This window comes from Pseudomonas sp. efr-133-TYG-103a (genome assembly GCF_030209235.1).
Classification (GTDB): Bacteria; Pseudomonadota; Gammaproteobacteria; order Pseudomonadales; family Pseudomonadaceae; genus Aquipseudomonas.
Genome location: NZ_JARVSK010000004.1, coordinates 213,423 through 233,431, shown reverse-complemented (window position 1 = coordinate 233,431; position 20,009 = coordinate 213,423). Strand labels below are relative to the sequence as shown.

Annotated in this window: 18 protein-coding genes; 7 read left to right on the top strand and 11 right to left on the bottom strand. The window is 60.0% G+C overall.

What is annotated here, in order from left to right; translation table 11 throughout:
* The first annotated feature begins 17 nt into the window (after positions 1 to 17).
* Entirely contained in the window at positions 18 to 869 is an 852-nt protein-coding gene (locus tag QRN36_RS03730; protein ID WP_093466400.1) for a Tim44 domain-containing protein, read from the top strand.
* Between the two features lie 130 nt (positions 870 to 999).
* Complete coding sequence (locus tag QRN36_RS03725; protein ID WP_093466402.1) at positions 1,000 to 1,407, top strand: SMI1/KNR4 family protein; 408 nt, start codon at positions 1,000 to 1,002, stop codon at positions 1,405 to 1,407.
* A 31-nt stretch (positions 1,408 to 1,438) separates the two neighbouring features.
* On the opposite strand, the gene QRN36_RS03720 is transcribed toward QRN36_RS03725, so the two are convergent.
* Positions 1,439 to 3,202 (bottom strand): cation:proton antiporter, encoded by a 1,764-nt coding sequence (locus QRN36_RS03720; RefSeq protein WP_285422862.1) that lies wholly within the window; start codon positions 3,200 to 3,202, stop codon positions 1,439 to 1,441.
* A gap of 310 nt (positions 3,203 to 3,512) precedes the next feature.
* On the opposite strand from QRN36_RS03720, the gene QRN36_RS03715 reads away from it, so the two are divergent.
* A complete protein-coding gene (locus QRN36_RS03715; protein ID WP_093466406.1) occupies positions 3,513 to 3,998 on the top strand; it encodes an acyl-CoA thioesterase in 486 nt (161 codons plus the stop codon).
* 123 nt (positions 3,999 to 4,121) lie between these two features.
* Here the strand turns inward: QRN36_RS03715 and pdxY are convergent, their stop codons facing one another.
* A complete protein-coding gene (pdxY, locus tag QRN36_RS03710; protein ID WP_285422861.1) occupies positions 4,122 to 4,988 on the bottom strand; it encodes a pyridoxal kinase PdxY in 867 nt (288 codons plus the stop codon).
* Positions 4,989 to 5,121: 133 nt separating this feature from the next.
* Here pdxY and QRN36_RS03705 point away from each other — a divergent pair, with 133 nt between their 5' ends.
* Positions 5,122 to 5,514: a DUF3301 domain-containing protein gene (locus QRN36_RS03705; RefSeq protein ID WP_093466412.1), complete on the top strand. Its 393-nt coding sequence runs from the start codon at positions 5,122 to 5,124 to the stop codon at positions 5,512 to 5,514.
* A gap of 20 nt (positions 5,515 to 5,534) precedes the next feature.
* Here QRN36_RS03705 and QRN36_RS03700 read toward each other — a convergent pair whose 3' ends face one another.
* A complete protein-coding gene (locus tag QRN36_RS03700; RefSeq protein WP_285422860.1) occupies positions 5,535 to 6,497 on the bottom strand; it encodes a GTP-binding protein in 963 nt (320 codons plus the stop codon).
* 53 nt (positions 6,498 to 6,550) lie between these two features.
* Here QRN36_RS03700 and QRN36_RS03695 point away from each other — a divergent pair, with 53 nt between their 5' ends.
* Positions 6,551 to 6,922 (top strand): NADH:ubiquinone oxidoreductase, encoded by a 372-nt coding sequence (locus QRN36_RS03695; RefSeq protein WP_285422859.1) that lies wholly within the window; start codon positions 6,551 to 6,553, stop codon positions 6,920 to 6,922.
* Positions 6,923 to 6,959: 37 nt separating this feature from the next.
* Here the strand turns inward: QRN36_RS03695 and zigA are convergent, their stop codons facing one another.
* Positions 6,960 to 8,162, bottom strand: coding sequence for a zinc metallochaperone GTPase ZigA (gene zigA / locus QRN36_RS03690; protein WP_285422858.1), 1,203 nt, complete (start codon positions 8,160 to 8,162; stop codon positions 6,960 to 6,962).
* 87 nt (positions 8,163 to 8,249) lie between these two features.
* Between zigA and QRN36_RS03685 the strand changes: the two genes are divergently transcribed.
* Positions 8,250 to 8,651, top strand: coding sequence for a glutamine synthetase (locus tag QRN36_RS03685; RefSeq protein ID WP_285422945.1), 402 nt, complete (start codon positions 8,250 to 8,252; stop codon positions 8,649 to 8,651).
* Positions 8,652 to 8,688: 37 nt separating this feature from the next.
* Here the strand turns inward: QRN36_RS03685 and QRN36_RS03680 are convergent, their stop codons facing one another.
* Entirely contained in the window at positions 8,689 to 9,930 is a 1,242-nt protein-coding gene (locus tag QRN36_RS03680; RefSeq protein WP_285422857.1) for an N-acetylmuramoyl-L-alanine amidase, read from the bottom strand.
* 240 nt (positions 9,931 to 10,170) lie between these two features.
* Positions 10,171 to 10,692, bottom strand: a complete 522-nt coding sequence (locus tag QRN36_RS03675; protein WP_093466429.1) for a DUF3617 domain-containing protein — start codon at positions 10,690 to 10,692, stop codon at positions 10,171 to 10,173.
* 172 nt (positions 10,693 to 10,864) lie between these two features.
* On the opposite strand from QRN36_RS03675, the gene cls reads away from it, so the two are divergent.
* Positions 10,865 to 12,304 carry a cardiolipin synthase gene (gene cls / locus QRN36_RS03670; RefSeq protein ID WP_285422856.1) on the top strand — a complete coding sequence of 480 codons (1,440 nt, stop codon included), beginning with the start codon at positions 10,865 to 10,867 and terminating at the stop codon, positions 12,302 to 12,304.
* Positions 12,305 to 12,423: 119 nt separating this feature from the next.
* Here cls and cfaB read toward each other — a convergent pair whose 3' ends face one another.
* From cfaB to hflK, 5 genes are all read right to left on the bottom strand, one after another.
* Positions 12,424 to 13,608: a C17 cyclopropane fatty acid synthase CfaB gene (gene cfaB, locus QRN36_RS03665; protein WP_285422855.1), complete on the bottom strand. Its 1,185-nt coding sequence runs from the start codon at positions 13,606 to 13,608 to the stop codon at positions 12,424 to 12,426.
* Between the two features lie 282 nt (positions 13,609 to 13,890).
* Positions 13,891 to 15,834 (bottom strand): cation-translocating P-type ATPase, encoded by a 1,944-nt coding sequence (locus tag QRN36_RS03660; RefSeq protein ID WP_373568692.1) that lies wholly within the window; start codon positions 15,832 to 15,834, stop codon positions 13,891 to 13,893.
* Entirely contained in the window at positions 15,831 to 16,898 is a 1,068-nt protein-coding gene (locus QRN36_RS03655) for an SPFH domain-containing protein (protein WP_285422854.1), read from the bottom strand. The genes QRN36_RS03660 and QRN36_RS03655 overlap by 4 nt, the downstream gene beginning before the upstream one ends.
* Entirely contained in the window at positions 16,895 to 17,920 is a 1,026-nt protein-coding gene (gene hflC / locus QRN36_RS03650) for a protease modulator HflC (RefSeq protein ID WP_285422853.1), read from the bottom strand. The genes QRN36_RS03655 and hflC overlap by 4 nt, the downstream gene beginning before the upstream one ends.
* Before the next feature lie 11 nt (positions 17,921 to 17,931).
* Positions 17,932 to 19,896 carry a protease modulator HflK gene (gene hflK, locus QRN36_RS03645; protein WP_285422852.1) on the bottom strand — a complete coding sequence of 655 codons (1,965 nt, stop codon included), beginning with the start codon at positions 19,894 to 19,896 and terminating at the stop codon, positions 17,932 to 17,934.
* Between the last annotated feature and the right edge of the window lie 113 nt (positions 19,897 to 20,009).

Genomic DNA, 20,009 nt, shown 5'->3' with positions numbered 1-20,009 from the left:
AAACGGGAATTCCCAATATGCAACGTTTTCTAAGCATCGCTTTGGCGCTGGTCATCGGTCTCACCATGAGCCTGGATGCCAACGCCGCGCGTTTCGGTGGTGGCAAGAGCATGGGCTCGGCGCCAAGTCACCAGGCGCGCCAGACAGCTCCTTCTGCCCCTGCCGCCGCACCTAATGCCGCCGGTCGTCCTGCGCCTGCTGCAGGCGGTGCTTCCAAATGGCTGGGCCCACTGGCCGGTATCGCCGCCGGTGGCCTGCTGGCCTCCATGTTCATGGGCGGTGGTTTCCAGGGCATGCAATTCTTCGACATCCTGATCATGGCGGTCATCGCATTCGTGATCTTCCGCTTCATTGCGGCACGTCGACGCAAGCAACAGCCGCACATGGCACCTGCTGGCGCGCCTTACCAGCGTGAAACGTTCGAGCAACCGGCTCAGAACACTTCGATCTTCGGTGGCGCTGCGCCTGCTGCGGCAGCTCGCCCTGTGATCAACGCGCCGGCCTGGTTCAACGAAGAACGCTTCCTTGAAGCCGCTCGCACGCACTTCCAGTCGCTGCAGCAGCACTGGGATGCTAACGAGATGGACAAGATCGCCGAGTTCGTGACCCCGCAAATGCTGCAGTTCCTGAAAAAGGAACGTGCGGATCTGGGCGACGGCTTCCAGTCGACCTACATCGACAACCTGACCGTGCAGCTGGACGGCCTGGATGATCGCGCTGACAAGACCATCGCGACCCTGACGTTCTCGGGTGTCTCCAAAACTTCCCGCTTCGACCAGGGTGAAGTGTTCAGCGAGAGCTGGAACATGGAACGCGCACCGGGCGAGAACCAGCCTTGGCTGGTTGCCGGTATCCGCCAGAACGGCTGAAACGCTTCGCGGCATGGTTAATCCAGAACCCCGACACTGTTCGGGGTTTTGTTTTTCTGAGGCCGCGGTTAATTTGGCGATGCCTTTGAGCTACTGTATAACCCGCGTAAATCGTTAGAGGATCCACGTCGTGGAAGAAGTCATCGAACAACTCCGTGAAGCCAATGAGCCAGTTCCCGTCCCGCTGGAACTGCCGGACGAAGATCAGCTCGTCGAAATCGAAGAGCAGCTGTTCATCAACATCCCCTTTGTCTTCAAAGAATTTCTCCTGACCGTCAGCGACGTGGTGTACGGCAGCCTGGAGCCGGTGACCGTCACCGACCCGCAATCGCACACCTATCTGCCGGATGTGGCGGCGAACGCCTGGGACATCGGCGTTCCGCGCGAGCTGATCCCGATCTGCCAGGACGGTGAAGATTACTATTGCGTCGAGGAAGACGGCACGGTCGTGCTGTGGTCGGGCGAGGAAGAAATCGTCACCGAAGAGAGCTGGGAATCGGTCTGGCACTGGGCGCGAGACGTCTGGCTCGAAAGCTGAAACCGTCCCGCAGCAGCCAAGCCTTCGGAGCTCAACGCTCTGAAGGCTCCTGATGATTACCCAGTGTTTCCAGCAGCGCGATCTGCATGCGCGTGTGCACCCGGATGAACCAGCGCCACAACACGGCCGCCACCACCCCCGCCACCACTACGATCAACAGCAGCCATTCATTGGTGGGCAGCATGCTCGCCGACAGCAGTGCGATCAGCAGGAAGATCACCAGCAACGACACCAGTGGAATGACCTCCGCGATCACGCGCCTGACCCGTGCGGTGTGCCGTCCAGCCATCTCGGGCTTCACGCCCATCTCCGCCAGCAGCATCGACAGCGCCTTGAGCTTGCGATAAGCCGCAATCAGAAACGGCAACGACAGCAGCAATGACGCTCCCCAGATCCAGGCTTTCTGCTGTCCGATTTCGGTGACCCACTCGCTGAAATACTCGCCGATGCGCTCGGCAAAAAATGCCCCGCAGAAGAATATCGCCACGACCAGTGCCAGATTCACGCCGACTTGCAGCAGGATTTTGCGGATCATCGAAGCCAGCAGCGCGCCCTCGCCCTGTGGCTGGATGCTGCGCAGCCACTCTCCGTACATGCCGAAAACCCGGGCGACTCTCGTCGGCACGATGCTGCCCAGTTTGTGGGAAAGCGGATCAGCGGACCGGATCAGATAAGGCGTGAGCAAAGTTGTGATCGCCGATACTGCAACCGCCACCGGATACAGGAAATCGCTGGTGACCTGGAGCGTCATGCCCAGGGCGGCGATGATGAAAGAGAATTCGCCGATCTGTGACAGCCCCATCCCCACGCGCAGTGAGGTTTTGCCATCGTTACCGGCGATAAATGCGCCGAGCCCGCAGGACAGCATCTTGCCCAACACCACCGCGACCGTGATGACTGCGATCGGCCAGGCGTAATCGAGCAGGATCTGCGGGTCGATCAGCAAACCGATGGCGACGAAAAAGATCGCGCTGAACATGTCCCGAATCGGCTCGACCAGATGCTCGATTTTTCCCAGTTGCCTGGATTCGGCCATGATGGCGCCGATCAGGAACGCCCCGAGCACCATGCTGTATTCAAGCTTGACCACGAGCAGGCAGAAACCGAAACACAGTCCCAGCACCGTGACCAACAGCATTTCGTTGCTTTCGAACTTCGCCACATACGCCAAGAGTCGTGGCACCACCAGAATGCCGATGACCAGCGCCACAATCATGAACAGCGAAAGCTTGCCGACGGTGGAGAACACCTCGCCCGAGCTGACCGTACCGCTGACCGCGATGCCTGACAGCAACGCAATGATGCCGATACCCAGAATGTCCTCAACGATCAGCACACCGAAAATCAGCTGCGCGAAACGCTGGTTTTTCATCTTCAGATCATTGAGTGCCTTGACGATGATCGTGGTCGAGGAAATGGCGAGGATCGCGCCCAGAAACAGTGAATCCATGGTGTTCCACGCGAAGAACTGGCCGATTTCGTAGCCGATCCAGATCATCAGCATGATCTCGAGGAAAGCGGCGATGAAGGCTGTCGCACCGACCTTGAACAGCTTGCGCAGACTGAACTCCAGTCCGAGACAGAACATCAGGAAAATCACACCGAGTTCGGCGAGGGTCTTGATGGTGTCTTCATCATGAATCAGGCCGAACGGCGGGGTATGCGGCCCGATGATGAAGCCGGCGACGATGTAACCGAGGACAACGGGCTGCTTGAGCCGATGAAAGACGACTGTCACCACGCCTGCGACCAGCATGATGACTGCCAGATCCTGAATGAAACTGATGGCATGCATGGGCGCGGGCTCCTTGTGACGACAGCGAAAATGCGCGCTTCTGCATGAAAGATCGACTACGGCTGTACGAAATATCATCAGCGAAGTCAGAAATTTCCGGAAGAAGCGCAGGAATTACCCAATCCAAGGGTTTTCGCAGGTTAACACTGCACAAAAGCGGATAAAGCCGGTGCAATATATGGAAACAGATAGGCGAGTGGCGTGACGGCGAACCCGCTGACGGCGTCCCGATATCGTCGGTTATAAACCCGATCTGCATCCGAGCACCCACACGAGGTGCCAAATTGACTCAAATGACCGTGAGCACGCTATGGAACCCGGAAACGCCCAGCTGTCGATGACTGTATTGATGACCCCGGACATGGCCAACTTCTCTGGCAACGTGCACGGCGGCACACTTTTGAAGTACCTGGATGAGGTTGCGTACGCATGCGCGAGCCGATACGCCGGTCGCTACGTCGTGACCCTGTCGGTGGATCAGGTGATTTTTCGTGAGCCGATCCATGTAGGTGAGCTGGTGACCTTCCTGGCCTCGGTGAACTACACCGGCAACACGTCCATGGAAGTGGGCATCAAGGTTGTGACCGAGAACATCCGCGAGCGCTCTGTTCGTCACACCAACAGCTGCTTCTTCACGATGGTTGCCGTGGATGACCAACGCAAACCGGCCAGCGTGCCGCCTCTGACCCCCGCCACCAGCGAAGACAAGCGTCGCTACGTCCAGGCGCAGCAGCGTCGTCAGATTCGTCAGGAACTGGAAAAGCGCTATCGCGAAATCAGAGAAGACGGCGTTTGATCGTCAGACTCAAATCCAGAGCGAGCTCACTGTAGAAACGCGGCGTCGAGCGAACGCGTGAGCCGGATTTTTTGCCGCAGGTGCCCCTCGATCGCGGGGCACGCCACGCTCTTGCATGCGAAGTTACAGGCGAGTCGCCTCAAACTTCACTCGCGGATGAGCGATACGATCCTGCGCCCTGATCAGCTCAAGCTCGTAACTGCCGCACGCCTGGGTTTCCAGCAGCACCTCATGCACCGCAGACGCGGTGTACTCGAAGGCAGTGCGCAGGTCGTCGCCCAACAGCACTCTGGACAGGAACAGCCCTGACGTCAGATCGCCCACGCCCACCGGCTGGCGTGGAAACGCAAGCAGCGGACGGCGCAGATGCCAGCTCTCGTGCTGCGTGACCAAAAGCATCTCGAAACCATCGGCAGGTTTGCCAGGGTAATCCAGATGTTTCACCACGATCGCCCTCGGGCCTCTGGCCAACAACGCACGCGCCATGCTCAGGCAGTCGAGCAGGGAGCTCGGCTTGCGACCTGAAAAACTGTCCAGTTCCAACTGGTTGGGGCAGAGAAAATCGGCGACCGCAGCGGCCTCGTCGAGCAGGAAATCGCTGACCTCCTGAGGCACGATGCAGCCTTTTTCCGGGTGTCCCATGACGGGATCGCACAAGTACAGCGCGCGAGGATTGGAACGCTTGATCTGGGCAACGGCGTCGAGAATGGCCCGTCCCTGCGCCGCGCTGCCCAGGTAACCGGAGAGCACGGCGTCGCAGTTGCCCAACTCACCGATGGCGGCGATCCCTTCGACCAGCGCAGGAATCTGCTGCGGCGCCAACACTTCGCCTGCCCAATGACCATACTGAGTGTGGTTGGAGAACTGAACGGTATTCAGCGGCCAGACATTGATGCCGATACGCTGCATAGGGAACACCGCAGCGCTGTTGCCGGCGTGGCCAAACACTACGTGGGACTGGATGGCGAGAAGATGAGGCGAGCGTTTCATGACAGGTTCCTGAGGCCGGGAAAGCACAGTAGTAGCGATGCCGGACGAAGTGAAGCGAAATTAAGCTTTCGGAGTATGGCTGTCGATCACCCGACGCAGTTAAGCTGAACACCTTCTGTTGGAGCTCTCTTGCATGCTGACCCTGGGCAACATTTTCGTCCTGATGCTGCTGGCCACCGCCGGCGCCTGGCTGTGGCATTCTCATGGTCTGCGTGAGCGCGCACTTGAACGCGTCAAACAACACTGTGCCAAGCTGGACATCGAGTTACTGGACGGCAATGTCGCGTTGCGGCGTATCACGTTCAAACGTGACAACGACGGCCGCAAGCGTCTGGCGCGGGTGTATAACTTTGAGTTCACGGTAACCGGCGAACAGCGTCATCCGGGCTCGATCACGATGTTCGGCGCACACACGGCGCAGATCGAACTGGCGCCCTACCCCTTCGAAATCAAGAACCCGAAGCCGACGGCCGAGATTATCCAGCTGAGTGAGTGGCGCCAGGAACACAACAAATGGAAGCAATGACGCGCTGTGGCTAAGCCGCGCTAGGCCAGACAGGCCGCGAGCTGCGCGGTAAGTTGCGCAGCATCGTGAGGTTCGCTGCAGATGAGTTCAAGACGTGAATCCTTGCGCCACTCGGTCGTCCGCCAGGCCCATTCCTCTCCTTCCAGCGCATTCCCCGACCACCACCCCGACGTACTGTGAATCACCAGCTTGGCGCGGCGCCATTGCAGGCCTTGCAGCCAGGCTTCTACCTTTGCCGCGTCGAACACCCTGTCCGGATGCCAGCGCCAGCCGATGCTCCAGCCCTCGGCCTGATGCTGACTCAAGCAGATCGGCTGCATCGGATTGGACCAGTCCGCAGGCAGCTGCGCCAAGGTCTTCGGTGCGATGAAGTTATCCACACCCTCCTTTGCCCGCGAGTTGATGCCTGGCAGTCGTTCAAGGGGCAGCAACGCCTGCTCTGTCCAGTGCAGCTGTCGAGACGGTAAGGCGTCGATGATCGTCTTGCGCTGAACAGGCGCGAGTCCCGCCGACTTATTCAGCACGAGCAACCCTGCGTCGCTCAGCGCTTCTTGCTGGGATCGTGGCAATGGCTTGCCGCTCGCCAGCGCCTGAGCGTCCAGCACCACTACGCTGGGCTGAACTGCCAGCACGCCGACCCACGGCGCCTCACGCAGCTGCGCCATCAGTTGAACCGGGTGGCCCAGCCCGGAAGGCTCGATGAACAGACGATCCGGCCGGGCTTTGCGCAAAAGACGACCCAAGCCGATCTGGAAGGGTGCGCCATTGACGCAACACAGACACCCGCCAGCCACTTCGCCAAGTGCGATACCATCCTGCGCGGTGGTCAACAGCGCAGCGTCGAGCCCGATCTGGCCGAATTCATTGATGAGGATTGCCCAGCGCTCACCAGCAGGCTTTTGCGCCAGCAGTTGTCTGATCAGACTGGTCTTGCCTGCACCCAAAGGGCCAGCAATGACATGTGTGGGAATGTTCTGCAGCATGTCCGGCCATTGTTGAACGTCGCTCCCGAAACCGAGCGAAGACGGAGGTAAAAATGCGAGCAAACTGGCTGCCCGTGCGGCTGACATTGGTGGTATTGGCAGCCGTTTCAGTTCAGGCGCGCGGCGAGTCGTGCGTCGTGCACAGTCAGGGCGAGCGACTGGACGTCAAGGTGTGTCAGGAGAACCTGACCATTCCGGCGGACCTGTTCCACGATGGCTTCTGCAAACCGCAGCTCAAGGATCAGAAAGTCGAAGTCACCTACATGGAGCAATGCCCGACCGGCTCATTCGGCCAGTGCAGCAACGCGCAAGTTGCCAATATGCCTTATCGGCAGAACATTCACTATTACGGCGTAGCGAGCGACGCTGCTTTCCTCAAGCCGTTTTGCGAGCAACAGAGCAAGGGCGTGTGGAAAGAACAGTAACTATCGCCTGCCACACGACCAATCGCAGCCGTCGGCGTCAGGCCGCCTCGCCATACCAGTCACCGAAGGGATCGGCGAACTCACTCCACCCCTCGACGCCCATGCTCATTTCCGCGTCGGTCAACAGGCAGTCATCCAGCGACGCCGTCAGCTGATCAAAATCGATGTGCTGACCAATGAAGACCAGCTCCTGCCGACAATCTCCGGTTTGAGCGCTCCAGCTTCGCACGATCACTTGCGTGCTTTCGTCGTCCTGCGGCCACTGAGCCTTGGGCACGAATCGCCACCAGCGCCCGGCAAATCCGTGACGCATCAGCCCTCCCGCCTGTGACCAGCTGCCAGCATCCTGATGCTTGCTCGCCAGCCAGAAGAACCCCTTGGAGCGCAGCAGCTTGCCGTTGGTCCACGGCTGATTGATGAAGTCGAAAAAGCGCTGTGGATGGAAAGGTCGACGCGCGCGATACGCCGTCGATGCAATGCCGTACTCCTGAGTCTCCGGCGTGTGTTCACCGCGCAGTTCCTGCAGCCAGCCTGGCGCTTGTGCCGCGCGCTCGAAGTCGAACAGCCCGGTGTCGAGGATTCTGCCCAGCGGCACGGCACCCATGACCATCGGCAAAATGTGCGCCTGGCTGTTGAGGCGCTTGAGGATTGCCATCAACTCCTGCCGATCGGCGGTGCTGATCAGGTCGATCTTGCTGACCAGAATCACATCCGCGAACTCGACCTGCTCGATCAATAGATCGGTGATGGAACGTTCATCCTCTTCACCCAATGTTTCGCCGCGCGTCGCCAGGCCTTCCGCAGCCTGATAGTCCTGAAGGAAATTCAGCCCATCGACAACGGTGACCATGGTGTCGAGCCGAGCGACGTCCGCCAGACTGCGTCCCTCCTCGTCTCGAAAAGTGAAGGTCTCGGCCACGGGCAGCGGTTCGGAAATCCCGGTCGATTCAATCAGCAGGTAGTCGAAACGGCCGTCACGCGCCAACCGGCTCACTTCTTCCAGCAAGTCTTCACGCAGGGTGCAGCAGATGCAGCCGTTGCTCATTTCCACGAGCTTTTCTTCGGCCCGGTTCAAGCTGACATCGCGCTGCACCTCGCTGCCGTCGATGTTGATTTCGCTCATGTCATTGACGATGACAGCGACGCGCAGATTTTCACGGTTGCGCAGCACATAGTTCAGCAGCGTACTTTTGCCGGCACCCAGGAAGCCGGACAGCACGGTTACAGGAAGGCGATTCATGGGCATCTCATCAAGTAGCAGGTTCGGATGCTTTTTACGTTATAGTATAACAATACAAACATGCTAATACTTTTTTGGGTCGACGCGATGCTCAGGGTTTCAGGTGTTTTGGCGGGAATGATGGCGGCGTTGACCGTGCTCTCAGGCGCGCAGGTTTCAGCCGCAGTGCCATTGGCTCGGCTCGATCAGGCGCTGTGCACTCGCACGGCAACGCTGCTGGCGTGTGCCGATGCCTACGACAACAGCTACAGCGTGGCGATGTCGGGAAAAACGATGTTTTTGCGCGGTTATGAAAGCGAAGCCAAGCGCCGCTGGGCGCAGACCAACAGCCGCTATGGCTCGATGACGTTCTTCACCGGGCTCGCCTCGGATGGCGAAGTCTGGGTCGGATACACCCTGAAGGTCGGCTGGACCACAGTCAGCCGAGTCTCAAGCTCCAACGGCAGCCGGAGCAAGATCACTTGCAGTCGCGTGACGGGTTGCCGTTGAACGCCAGGCCCGATTCGAGGCGCAGCCGTAACGCTGATCAGACGATGGCCTGCTCAGCGGCCTTTTGTTCCTGGCGCCAGGCGATGAAGGACCCCGCCGGAGGATTGCGCTCGAAATACGTCTTCATGCCCTCGAACAAGCCGTCGGCAACGGCCTGCTGATGCCGTGCGGTGACCAGCCGCTGGCTGTCCCGGCTGTTGGAGATGAATCCGGTTTCAACCAGGATGGACGGAACATCCGGTGATTTCAGCACGGCAAATCCGGCCTGTTCCACGCGTTTCTGGTGCAACGTGGTGACGCCTTCCAGACTGCCGAGCACGGTGTGTCCCAGTTGCAGGCTGGCAGCAATGGTCGCGTTCATCGACATGTCGAGGATGACCCCCGCCAGCATCGGGTCCTTGTCCTTCAGGTTCAACAGGCTGTTCGCCCCGATGAGGTCCGCGCCGTTCTCACGCTGCGCCATGAATCGCGCCGTCGCCGAGGTGGCGCCGTTCTCGGACAACGCGAACACCGAAGCACCCGACGCCGTGAGCCGAGGTGCAGCGTCCGCATGCACTGAAATGAACATGTCGGCGTTGTATTTGCGGGCGATGTCCACGCGTTTGCGCAGCGGCACGAAGAAGTCATCATTGCGTACCAGACGCACATCAAAGCCCTTTTCGCGCTTCAATCGCTTGGCCAGCAGTTGCGCGATGGACAGCACGACGTCTTTCTCACGCTCGCCTTTTGAGCCCACGGCACCAGGGTCTTTTCCACCGTGGCCAGCATCGACCACCACCATGATGTCGCGCTTGGGGTGCTGTTTGTCGACGACGGGACTTGATGGCTGCTTGACCAGCGGCGCGGCAGCCGCCAGTTGAGCGGGCGAATGAGCAGCCGCGGCACTTCCAAGATCCAGTACCAGGCGGTTGCCCTGCGCGCCTTCTGGCCCCAACAGAAAGCTATTGAGCTGCACCGGCGACTGCAGGTCCAGGACGATGCGCGTGTCGCCTTGACCAAAATGGCCCGAGCGAATCGCTTTGATAGGGGTGTTCTCCAGTGCCAGCTGGCTGAAGTTACCTTCAAGCCGTGCGCCACTGACGTCGATGATGATCCGCTCGGGCGCGCTGAGGGTGAAGGTCTTGTACTGCACAGGACCGCTCAGGTCGAAGACCAGCCGCAATTTGCTATCAGAGCGCCAGAGTCGTGCGTTGCGAATCTGCGTTGCGTTGACTGAAAACGGGAGCGCACATGCTGCGCTGGCCAGTAGCATGTTGAGCAGCATTTGACGTCGATGCATGACACATTCCAGAAAAAGTGATCATCAGGCTCGAATAAGCAGGTCATTATTCGTAATAATATAACATGCCGAGACAAGACCAAAGATGAAGCTTTTTACAGAAATGGGTCGTGTTTTAGCCCACTAAACAATGAGTAACGGGTAAAACATCAGGTAAAACAATAAGATGTTCCACGTGGAACACAAACGAGATAGACACTTAAACGCCCCGGCTAGCGGGGCGTTGACCGATGCTGTCAATTACGTACGAGGTTTGACAGTGCCGCAATTCTGCCCCAACCAGACCGCCTTGGTGTCCATGCTGCCATTCTGCTGTTGGCCCGTGGCATTGAACGAGCCAACGACGTGCGTATTGAACGCGCGATCACTCAAGAACTGCGCAGTGCCCGTACCCTGAGCACGTGGGCAACTGAATTTGAATTTCCAGGTCGGGCCATTCTTGTCAGTGATCTGCTGCGTACAGCCGGTCTTGGGATCTGTCAGAGGAATCTGCTCATTTTTGACTTGCTCAGGAGTCAAGCAAACGCGAACGCCTTGCCCACCGAGCGTAATCCCTTGTTTTGCCAGCATTTGTTCCATAGCGGCACGTTGCTGCGGCGCCATCATTTGCAGCTGAGCGAGCATGACCTGCATGTCGGGCATCTGTTGCCCATCGACCTGCATGTTGCTCGAGGTCAGCTCCCACAGTCCCGGCTGCAGCACCTGCGCTTGAGCGAACGGCGCAGCCAGACATACCATCAACGCCAATACGCGCTTTTTCATGAATCGGATTCCTTTTTGCTCTGAGGCAGTTTCAACGCGGCTCATTGGAGCCGTCAGACGATGAGGTTTAGACGACGAATCGGATAACCAGTTGCAGCACCAAGAAAATAGCGACAATCCCCGCGCACTGTGGTCTGTTAAACACCAATACGCCATAAGCTCAAGGTTGCGCATGGATTATCACAGCCCGTATTTCTTTGGCTATTTGATTGGCTTCACTCACCTTCTGGGCATCGTAGCAGCGATCCACGCCCTATTGACGGTGCGCACGGCTCAAGGCTCTATCGCCTGGGCAATGCCGCTGATATTCATCCCCTACATCACGCTTATTCCGTATCTGGTTTTTGGCCGCAGCACCTTCGATGCGTACATCAAGGCGCGTCGTCAGGCGAACAACGAGATGCGCAACGCCATTGTCGACTTCAACTGGAAACCCTGGATTGAGGAAGCAGTGGCCGCCAGACGCTCGGACGCCTATGCCTCCTTGCGCGCGATGCCCAAGCTGGGTCGCATGCCGTGCCTGGCCAACAATGAAGTGAAACTGTTGATCAACGGTGAAGCGACCTTCGCCGCGATTTTCGACGCTATCCGTGCCGCCAAACGAGCGGTGTTCGTACAGTTTTTCATCATTCATGACGATGACCTCGGACGCCGTCTGCAAACCGTCTTGCTGGAAAAGGCTGCAGAAGGCGTTGAAATCTTCGTCCTGTATGACCGGATCGGCAGTCATGCGCTGCCGGCCAAGTATGTGGAAAAGCTGCGCGCCGGGGGCGTTCAGATCAAGGCCTTCGCCACGCGCGGCGGGTGGCTCAATCGATTCCAGATCAACTTCCGCAACCACCGCAAGATTGTCGTGGTGGACGGAGTGAAGGGCTTCGTGGGCGGTCATAACGTCGGCGACGAGTATCTGGGCCTCAAGCCACCGCTGGCGCCTTGGCGTGACACCCACGTGGCGGTCGTGGGTCCGGTGGTGGCATGTCTGCAAGAGTCGTTCGCTGAAGACTGGTTCTGGGCAACCCGCCAGCTGCCGCCCCTGATACTGCCGGACAGCTATCCGGATGATGGCGTGCTGTGCCAGTTCCTTGCAACCGGGCCTGCGGACGCGCAGGAAACCTGTTCGTTGTTCTTTGTCGAGGCGATTCATGCCGCCACCGAGCGCGTGTGGATCACCACGCCGTATTTCATTCCAGACGAAGCCGTGTCAGCGGCATTGCGCCTGGCAGTGCTCAGAGGCGTCGATGTGCGCCTGCTGCTGCCCTCGCGTCCCGATCATTACACGGTGTATGCCGCCTCCAGCCTGTTCGCCTTCGAAGCCGTGCGAGCAGGCGTGCGGATGTTTCGTTATCAACCGGGGTTCCTGCATCAGAAGGTGGTGCTGGTGGACAACGCGATTTCGGCGATCGGCAGCGCCAACCTGGACAATCGTTCGTTCCGGCTGAATTTCGAGCTGATGCTGCTGACGGTCGACGAAGATTTCGCCCGCGAAGTAGAAGCGATGCTCAGCGATGACTTCGCCCAAGCGCACGAAATCTCGATCGAGGAAAGCAAGGAGACTCACCATTTGCAGCAGTTGGGGATGCGCGTGGCGCGCTTGATATCGCCGATTCTCTGATGGTTTGAGGGTCAGCGGCAGAGCGTTTCCCGCGCTGCCGGAGCACAGACGACCCGGCTCGGTCGACTGTGCCCCTGACGATTGAAGCTGACTGCCGCTTGAGCTCACGGCCTACCGGTTCAAGCGTAAAGATCGTCTCGCGTCCAGGGCAAGTCATGACCGCCGTCGGCGCGCGGCTTGACTGCAAGAATCTGGTGCAGGTTGATCCAGCCCTTTGAAAACGCATAAGCGCACCCGGCCAGGTACAGGCGGAAGATCCGCAGCGCCTGCTCAGGCACCATTGCCGCAGCGACCTCGAGCTTTTCTTCCAGCCGCATGCTCCAGTGATCGAGCGTCCTGGCGTAATGCAAACGCAGGCTTTCCACGTCCACCACTTCCAGTCCGGCTTCACTGATGAAACCGGTGATCATCGACAGATGAGGCAGTTCACCGTTAGGGAAAACGTAGCGATCAATGAAATCCCCTGCGCCGCGCCCGACAGGACGACCATCCGTGTGCTTGGCCGTGATGCCATGGTTCATCACCAGGCCACCCTCCTTCACGGCATCGAACAGGCACTTGGCGTACAGGTCGAGGTTAGCGTGGCCCACGTGCTCGAACATGCCGACACTGACAACTTTGTCGAACCGGCCATCTTTGGGCAAATCGCGATAGTCGAGCAGTTGCAACTCAACCTGACCTTCCAGACCTTCAGCTTTGACCCGCTCCTGCGCCAGCGCCAGTTGCTCGCGGCTCAAGGTGATGCCGAACACTTTGACGCCGTATTCACGCGCCGCAAAGCGCGCAAGACCGCCCCAGCCACAGCCGACGTCCAGCAGATATTCGCCCGGCTTCAAACGCAGCTTGCGGCACAGATGATGAAATTTATCCTGTTGCGCCTGCTCAAGCGTCTCGTTGCCGGTCTTGAAGTAGGCGCAGGAATAGACCATCTCCTTGTCCAGCCATAGCTGGTAGAAATCGTTGGAAAGGTCGTAGTGGTAGGAGATGGACTTGGCGTCGGTTTCTTTATCGTGCTCGGTCCGGACCGGCGCGACGTCGTCGTCCTCGTCCACCAGCGCGGCAGTCAACTCGTCGCAGACCCGCATGACTTCGCTGATCGAGCCTTCGAGCTCAAGCCGCCCTTCAACGAACGCGCTGCCAAGAAGGTCCAGGCTTGGGTGAGTGAAATCGGACACCAGCGAGGGATCCTTGACGACAATCGTGACGCTGGGGTCGGCCCCCAATTCGACTTCGTTGCCATCCCAAAGCTTGAGCCGCAGTGGTAGATGAAGCTTCTGTAACGCCGGTGGAAGTTGCGCGAGCATTGAGAAATCCCCCTGATCCAGAAACACGGAAAAGGGTAGTCCAAAACCGGCTCCAGAGTAGGAACCGTCAGGCAATCGGCTTACTGCAAATGAAGATCACGAATCTGAAACGGGTACTGCGCTGCTCCCCGGAATTCGAGCCAATTTGAAGCCTGCGATGGAGCACCCTCTTCATGACTGAATCTTAATTTGTTACAGAGTCCTTCAAAGCTCAAGCGAATTTTTATACTTAGCCGGCACCTCTAACCCGCCGCTCTCAGCGAAAGCGCCGGGTTTCAAGGCTTACGAGGGATTGTGAAATTTTCCGATGGGCTCATGGAAACGCAACAAACGGCCGGCATTGCCCAGAACGAGCAGCGTGCTGAGGTTATGCAGCACGGCCGCAATCATGGCGCCGGCAGCACCCAGCACGCCGAATGCTGCCAAGGCGACGATGGCGAGCGTCCAGCCCAGGCCGATGATGACGTTGACCTGCAGCGTCTGCCGACACTGACGGCTCAGGCGGACGCACGTACCGAGACGACGCAGGTCGCTGCCGATCAGCACGATATCGGCGGACGCCAGCGCGATGTCTGCACCGCCTGCGCCCATGGCCACGCCGACGACCCCGGCCTTCAAGGCGAGGGAGTCGTTGATGCCGTCACCGACCACCATCGGCCGAAAACCGCTTTTGATCTCACCCATGACGCGGTTGAGTTTGTCTTCAGGCATCGCCTGAGCATGGATATCACCGATACCGACTTCGCGGCCGAGGCTGTCGGCGACGCTCTGGCGGTCGCCGGTCAGCAGCAACTGACGCCCCATGCCCAGCTCACGCAGCTCGCTCAAGGCCTGACGAGCTTCGGGCTTGAGGCTGTCGGCCAACAGCAACCACGCCTGGAACACGCCGTTGACCGCAAGGCCTGCAATCGGACCATCATGGTTGGGCACTGGCGAGGTGACGATGCCCAACTGTGCGAACAGCTCGGGCCGCCCCAGCGCCGCCTCGCCACGCGCGGTCCGCGCTACGACACCCAGCCCCTGCCGCTCGCGAATGTCTTCAAGCGCCATTAACCGATCCTTCTCGACCAATCCGGCAAGCGCCCGGCTGACGGGATGACTGCTCGCCGATCCGAGGCTCGCCGCCAGCGCGGTCAGATCGTCATCGGCGCCCTCCTCGGCCTGAACCGATTGCAGGCGCAAGGTGCCGTAGGTCAGCGTGCCGGTCTTGTCGACCACCAATGACGTGAGGTCGGCCAGTTCTTCGAGAAAGGCCGAGCTGCGTATCAGAATGCCGTGTCGCGCAGCGACTGCGATGCCGGCAATCGCCGTGGCGGGCGCCGACAGCACCAGCGCGCACGGACACGCCGCCACCAGCACCGCCAGCATCGCTTGCGCGTTATTGGTGATGAACCAGGTCACGGCTGCGATGAGCAAAACCAACACCATGTAACTGCCTGCATAGCGCTCCAGCAGTCGGGTAATCGGTGGCTTCGAGCGCTCGGCGCTCTGCATCAGCGCAATGACCTTGCCCAGCGTCGACTCATTGCCGATGCGCGTCACTTCGATCCGCAGCAGACCATCGAGGTTGATCGCTCCTCCGAACACCTCGATCCCCGCGCGCGCCTCCAGCGGCACCGACTCGCCGGTGATGGGCGCAGTGTCGAGGCTCGCCTGACCGGAGATCACCAGGCCGTCAGCGGGCACACGATCACCGGCTCGCACCTCCACCCGATCACCTGCCACCAGCGAGCCGTTGTCGACCTCACGAATCGAGCCATCGGCTGCGATCAGACGCGCATGACTGCGGGTCAGTTTTCCCAACGCTTGAATCGCTTCCTGCGAACCAATCACGCTGCGCTCTTCGAGGACGTGGCCGAAAATCATGATGATCGGCAGCAGTGCCGCGGTCATCAGATCGCCCGTCGCCCAGGCGCCTAGCATGGCCAAAGCAATCAGTTGATCGGTAATGCCATGCAGACTTGGATGACGCAGGCTATGCCAGCCGGCGCTGACGACGGGAATGGCGACGAGCAGCGATGCGGCGCCGAGCAACAGCTGGCTGACGCCCACTTGCTCAGGCGCGAAAAAGCGCCAGACCAGCCCCAGCGCGAGCAAACCGAGTGCCAGCATCGCGAGGGTCAACTGGCGAGCGGCGCTGCGCTGTTCGCTGCGCGTGAGCATGCTTGCCTGAGCAGGCGCATCGTCGTGGGTATGGTCGTGTGTGTGAACGGCTTCGCCACTCATTTGTCAGCTCCCTGAATGATCAGGCGTGAATCGTCATGGGGATCGACTGTGGTCACCGAACCTGCCTGCCTGAGAATGCCCGGAACACGCTCGCGGTAAATGCGCAGCAGCAGGCCTGGATCGCTCTTGTTCTGAATCGATTGCGCCAGCCCGGTGACCGTCGCGGTGTCGGTCTGGGCTTTGGCCAGTCGCTCCGATGCCTGTGCATGCGCCACTTGCAACGTGCGGTCAGCCTGCTGGTTCGCCGTCTGGTTGAGCTTTTCGGCGTCGGTACGAGCGTTCGCGACCGCCTGATCGGCTTGCTGGCTGGCGGTCAGGACTGCATTGAACGCATTGACGGCAGCGGCAGGCAGGCTGGATTGCACGTCCACCCGCACGATCTCCACGCCCAGCCCCGCGCCGGTTTGAGTCAGGTCGCTCAGACGCGCGTTGATGCCGTGCACGAGATCGCCGCGCAGACGCTCACGGCGTTCGGCGGACTGACTGTCAGAGCCCACCAGCTCGGGCCGGGCGACCAGGATGGTGTCCAGATCCCGCGCAGCCGTGAGGCTGACCGCACTGCGATTGACCAGACGGTCCAGCGCCGGCAGCACATGCTCGCCCTGAAGCACAAACGCGCGAGGGTCGGTGACCTTGTAATAAGCGGTGACATCCAGCTGCACGACACCGGCATCTCCGGTCAGTAAGTAGCCGGAGCCTGCCAGCGCGTCGCTCATCGGCGTCGCGAAACTGGTGACTTTGTCGGCGGCCAGCGCAGTGGGCGAACGCAACAGCGTTTCCACGTGACGCTCGATCACCCGATCTGTTGAAGGCAGCAGCACCACTTGTTCGAAGGGTTGCGGCCAGGCCAGCAACAATCCGGCATTCTGCACACGATCCAGTTCGCCAAAACGAAACACCACGGCGCGATTCTGGGGATCGATTTGCCTGACGTTGGAAACCGCCCAGCCGAGCGCCGCCAGCAGCGTCACCACGTACAACCCCAGAAAGGCCAACCGGCTGGCTTGCAGCCAAGGGCTGTTGACCACTGGGCGATCGATCTGCACCGAGTCCTGCTCACTCATGGTTGCGTTCCAGCCTTGCCGTCCAAGGTCGGCGGGCCGTCGACCAGCACCCTGAAAGGCGCGGCATCGGTGCGCAAAATCAGCTTGGTGCTCGGCCCGACCACTGTTCCCAGCGTGTCCAGCGAGCGCAGCAGGTTATACAGCTGCGGCGAACCTGCGTAAGCGCGGCCGTAAATCTGCGCGGCCTCAACACGGGACTGCGCCTCGATGTCCGCAGCTTTTACGGTGGCGTCGGCCTCGACGATACGAGCGTCGCGCTCGGCTGCCGAGCGGATCTGCGCCGCCTCGCGCTTGCCGATCGCCGTACGTTCGGTGGCGATGGTTTCACGTTCGGCGCGCATACGGTCGACGGTTGCATTGAGGGTCACAGAAGGCAGTGTCAGGCGCTCGACCCCCACTTGCAGGACGCGCACACCATAGGTCGTCAGCAACTGCTTATCGATCTGCTGGCGCAGCTGGTTCTCGAAATCGGCGATACGCACCTGGCTGGAATCGGTGTTGATGAGGCTGGACAGATCGAAGCTGGCGGCCGTCGTTTCAAGAGCCGAGCCGACGAAGGTGCGGATCTGCCGCGCCGCTTCGTCAGGTTGATTTTGCACGGCGCGCATGAAGCGCTTCACGTTGTCCGGATCACCCTGGACCTGCCAGGCGACATAGGCCTGAATGATGATGCGCAACCCGTCGCGCGTACCGACGTCTTGAAGACCGCTTGAGGTCGTGCGCAGACGCAGATCGACCGGGATCGCCGCTTCGAACGGCGCAGGCCAGCGCCAGCTCAGGCCAGGATCGAGCAACACCCGCGCGGGATTGCCAAAGCGCGTGACAACGGTCGCCTCGCCCGAACGCACCTGCACCAGGCTGGCCGCCGCAACGGCAAAGGCAATGAGCACCGCCGCCAGCGCAGCACGGCGCCAGGGGAATCCGACCGGGCCGGACGCGTCATCGTGATGATGACCATGGTGATGACCGCCGTGGCTGTGACCGGCATGGTCGTGATGATCGTGGGAATGAAACAGACTCAAGGGACGACTCCTTATTCAGCCAGTGGCTGGTCAATCGCTTTAGGCGACGCCGCTGGGTCGGCCGGGAGAGTGAAGGTACGCAAATCGATGGTGGGGGCACTGCTGCCACCGAGGCGGTGGTCGAGGACAAGCACTTTGGCGTGGGTCAGGCCTTGAGTGAGTTGACTCAGGTACTGCTCGAGCAGAAACGCCTGGCCGGCCTTGGCATAACCTTGCTGCTCCGCGCTGAAGCGCAAGTCCGCACTTTGCGCGGTGGCCATGACCTCGCGAGAACTGGCAGCCGCTTGATCGTGAGCGACGCTGGCATGCAACTGCGCCAGATTAGCCTGATCGGCAGCCGCGCCGCGCTCGCGGAAAATCAATGCCTGAGCACTGATCTGGGCGGCCTGGACGGCGTGATAAGCATTGGCGGCACCGGCGGGCGGGTGAATGGACTCCACGACTGTCGCAAGAATTTCCACGCCGCTGTCGAGCTTTTTCAGATCGCGCTGTACGGCATCGCCGATATCGGCGGACAGATCGGTCCGCTGCTCACCCAGCAACTCGTCGAGCGTCCGGGAAGCGAAATCATGCACCAGCACCCGGCTGGCGGTGCTGCGGATCAGGCTTGGAATATCGGCACTGTTGTAGGTGGCCGCGAGGGCTGCCTGATCGGTCAAACCGATGCGGTAGACGAAGCGCACGTCCATGTTGACGATCTGAAAGCTCTGCTTGTCCCCGGAGCCGCTGGCGATCACCTGAGATTTGTCGTTGATGTGGGTGGCGTCCCATAAACGGTTAGCAATGGTCGGAGGCGGACCTTCAGCCGGATCAAGCGTCTGCGTCGTTGCGCCGCCTTCGGTGCTGGTCGCCAATTCATGAACCACGCCGTTTTCTACTGGCAGCACTGTCCCGAAGGGCCAGGGCAGCCCGACGTGAAGGCCTGGTCCCATGACTTCCACGGGTTTGCCAAAACGTTCATAGACGCCTCTGCCCTGCATCGGTATCTCGTGCACCCCGCTCAACGCCCAACCCAGCGCGACGATGACCCCAAACACTGGCAAGAAGGCCCGGCGCATGTAGGTAAACGCCCAGATCTGCCGCAAGTCGATGCCGAAACGGTTGTGCAGTTCGTCCTGCAGCGCGGTCAGTGGTTGCGGCGGCCAGCGCAGCAACCCTGCCACGAAGCTGTTCGCGACAAACCGAGGCTCCATGCGTTCGTTGCGCGGACTGAAAATCGACAGCAGCGCGCGCAGCAACAGTTCGACCGCAACCAGCCCGGGCAGCACGCCGATCAACACCGCCAGGCGAGTCGGCCAGACGCGATCAGCCGAGGCGAAAAACAGGCAAAACGCTGCGATCACGAGCGTGCCAATGGCCATTCGCGTGATCTGCGCCAGTTGCTCTGCCTCGGGCCAACTGGCCTTGGCCTCGTTGCTGAGCTGACGCTCGATCACCAGCAGCCCGAAGCCGATGAGCAGCGACAGCCCGCCGACCACATTCCCCATCAGGCCGACATTGCTGCCGACCAGCGAGAAATTCCAAACCATCAGGATGCTGATGAGGGCCAGCAACGTCCAACCGGCCAGCCAGAAAACCGGCAAGCCGATCTGCCCGATCATCGAAGTGCCCGACTCGCTTATGCGTCCCAGCAACCGGTCGTACCAACCCGGCTCCGGACCTTCGAGCAATCCGTCCTGCGGAGCTTCCGGCGACTGCTCAGGCGAGATGACCCGGGCGCGCCAGAGGCTGACCACCTCTGCCGACTGCAGCGCAGATGCAAGCACCAGCAGGCTCGCGGCGCTGTTGGTGATGACGGCAGTCCACAGAGAATCGGGGGAAAAAAGATCAACGAACAGCGACACTACAAGGCCCAGGATGCCCATGGCGCCAAGGATCAGCGTCAGACGAGAAAGCCGTTTGCCATGGAAAGCAGCGCGCTGAAATCGCGGCAGGCCAACAGGCGATACGTCCTCGTTATCAAGATCAACCCGCATCGATACTCCATAAACCGTTAACCGCTGTAGTCATTACTGTCCTGCCACCCGTGGCTGCATTGATGAAACACGCCGAAACACTTGAATAGGGGCGTTACGATATAACAAAAATC

Bases quoted from the DNA above. Each gene is read 5' to 3' on its own strand.
- hflK (WP_285422852.1), bottom strand. From the start codon at position 19,896: ATGCGGGTTGATCTTGATAACGAGGACGTATCGCCTGTTGGCCTGCCG.
- QRN36_RS03705 (WP_093466412.1), top strand. From the start codon at position 5,122: ATGCTGACCCTGGGCAACATTTTCGTCCTGATGCTGCTGGCCACCGCC.
- QRN36_RS03680 (WP_285422857.1), bottom strand. From the start codon at position 9,930: ATGCATCGACGTCAAATGCTGCTCAACATGCTACTGGCCAGCGCAGCA.
- QRN36_RS03720 (WP_285422862.1), bottom strand. From the start codon at position 3,202: ATGCATGCCATCAGTTTCATTCAGGATCTGGCAGTCATCATGCTGGTC.
- QRN36_RS03715 (WP_093466406.1), top strand. From the start codon at position 3,513: ATGGAACCCGGAAACGCCCAGCTGTCGATGACTGTATTGATGACCCCG.
- cfaB (WP_285422855.1), bottom strand. From the start codon at position 13,608: ATGCTCGCGCAACTTCCACCGGCGTTACAGAAGCTTCATCTACCACTG.
- QRN36_RS03675 (WP_093466429.1), bottom strand. From the start codon at position 10,692: ATGAAAAAGCGCGTATTGGCGTTGATGGTATGTCTGGCTGCGCCGTTC.
- QRN36_RS03660 (WP_373568692.1), bottom strand. From the start codon at position 15,834: ATGAGTGGCGAAGCCGTTCACACACACGACCATACCCACGACGATGCG.
- pdxY (WP_285422861.1), bottom strand. From the start codon at position 4,988: ATGAAACGCTCGCCTCATCTTCTCGCCATCCAGTCCCACGTAGTGTTT.
- QRN36_RS03685 (WP_285422945.1), top strand. From the start codon at position 8,250: ATGCTCAGGGTTTCAGGTGTTTTGGCGGGAATGATGGCGGCGTTGACC.
- QRN36_RS03655 (WP_285422854.1), bottom strand. From the start codon at position 16,898: ATGAGTGAGCAGGACTCGGTGCAGATCGATCGCCCAGTGGTCAACAGC.
- QRN36_RS03700 (WP_285422860.1), bottom strand. From the start codon at position 6,497: ATGCTGCAGAACATTCCCACACATGTCATTGCTGGCCCTTTGGGTGCA.
- zigA (WP_285422858.1), bottom strand. From the start codon at position 8,162: ATGAATCGCCTTCCTGTAACCGTGCTGTCCGGCTTCCTGGGTGCCGGC.
- QRN36_RS03695 (WP_285422859.1), top strand. From the start codon at position 6,551: ATGCGAGCAAACTGGCTGCCCGTGCGGCTGACATTGGTGGTATTGGCA.
- QRN36_RS03730 (WP_093466400.1), top strand. From the start codon at position 18: ATGCAACGTTTTCTAAGCATCGCTTTGGCGCTGGTCATCGGTCTCACC.
- cls (WP_285422856.1), top strand. From the start codon at position 10,865: ATGGATTATCACAGCCCGTATTTCTTTGGCTATTTGATTGGCTTCACT.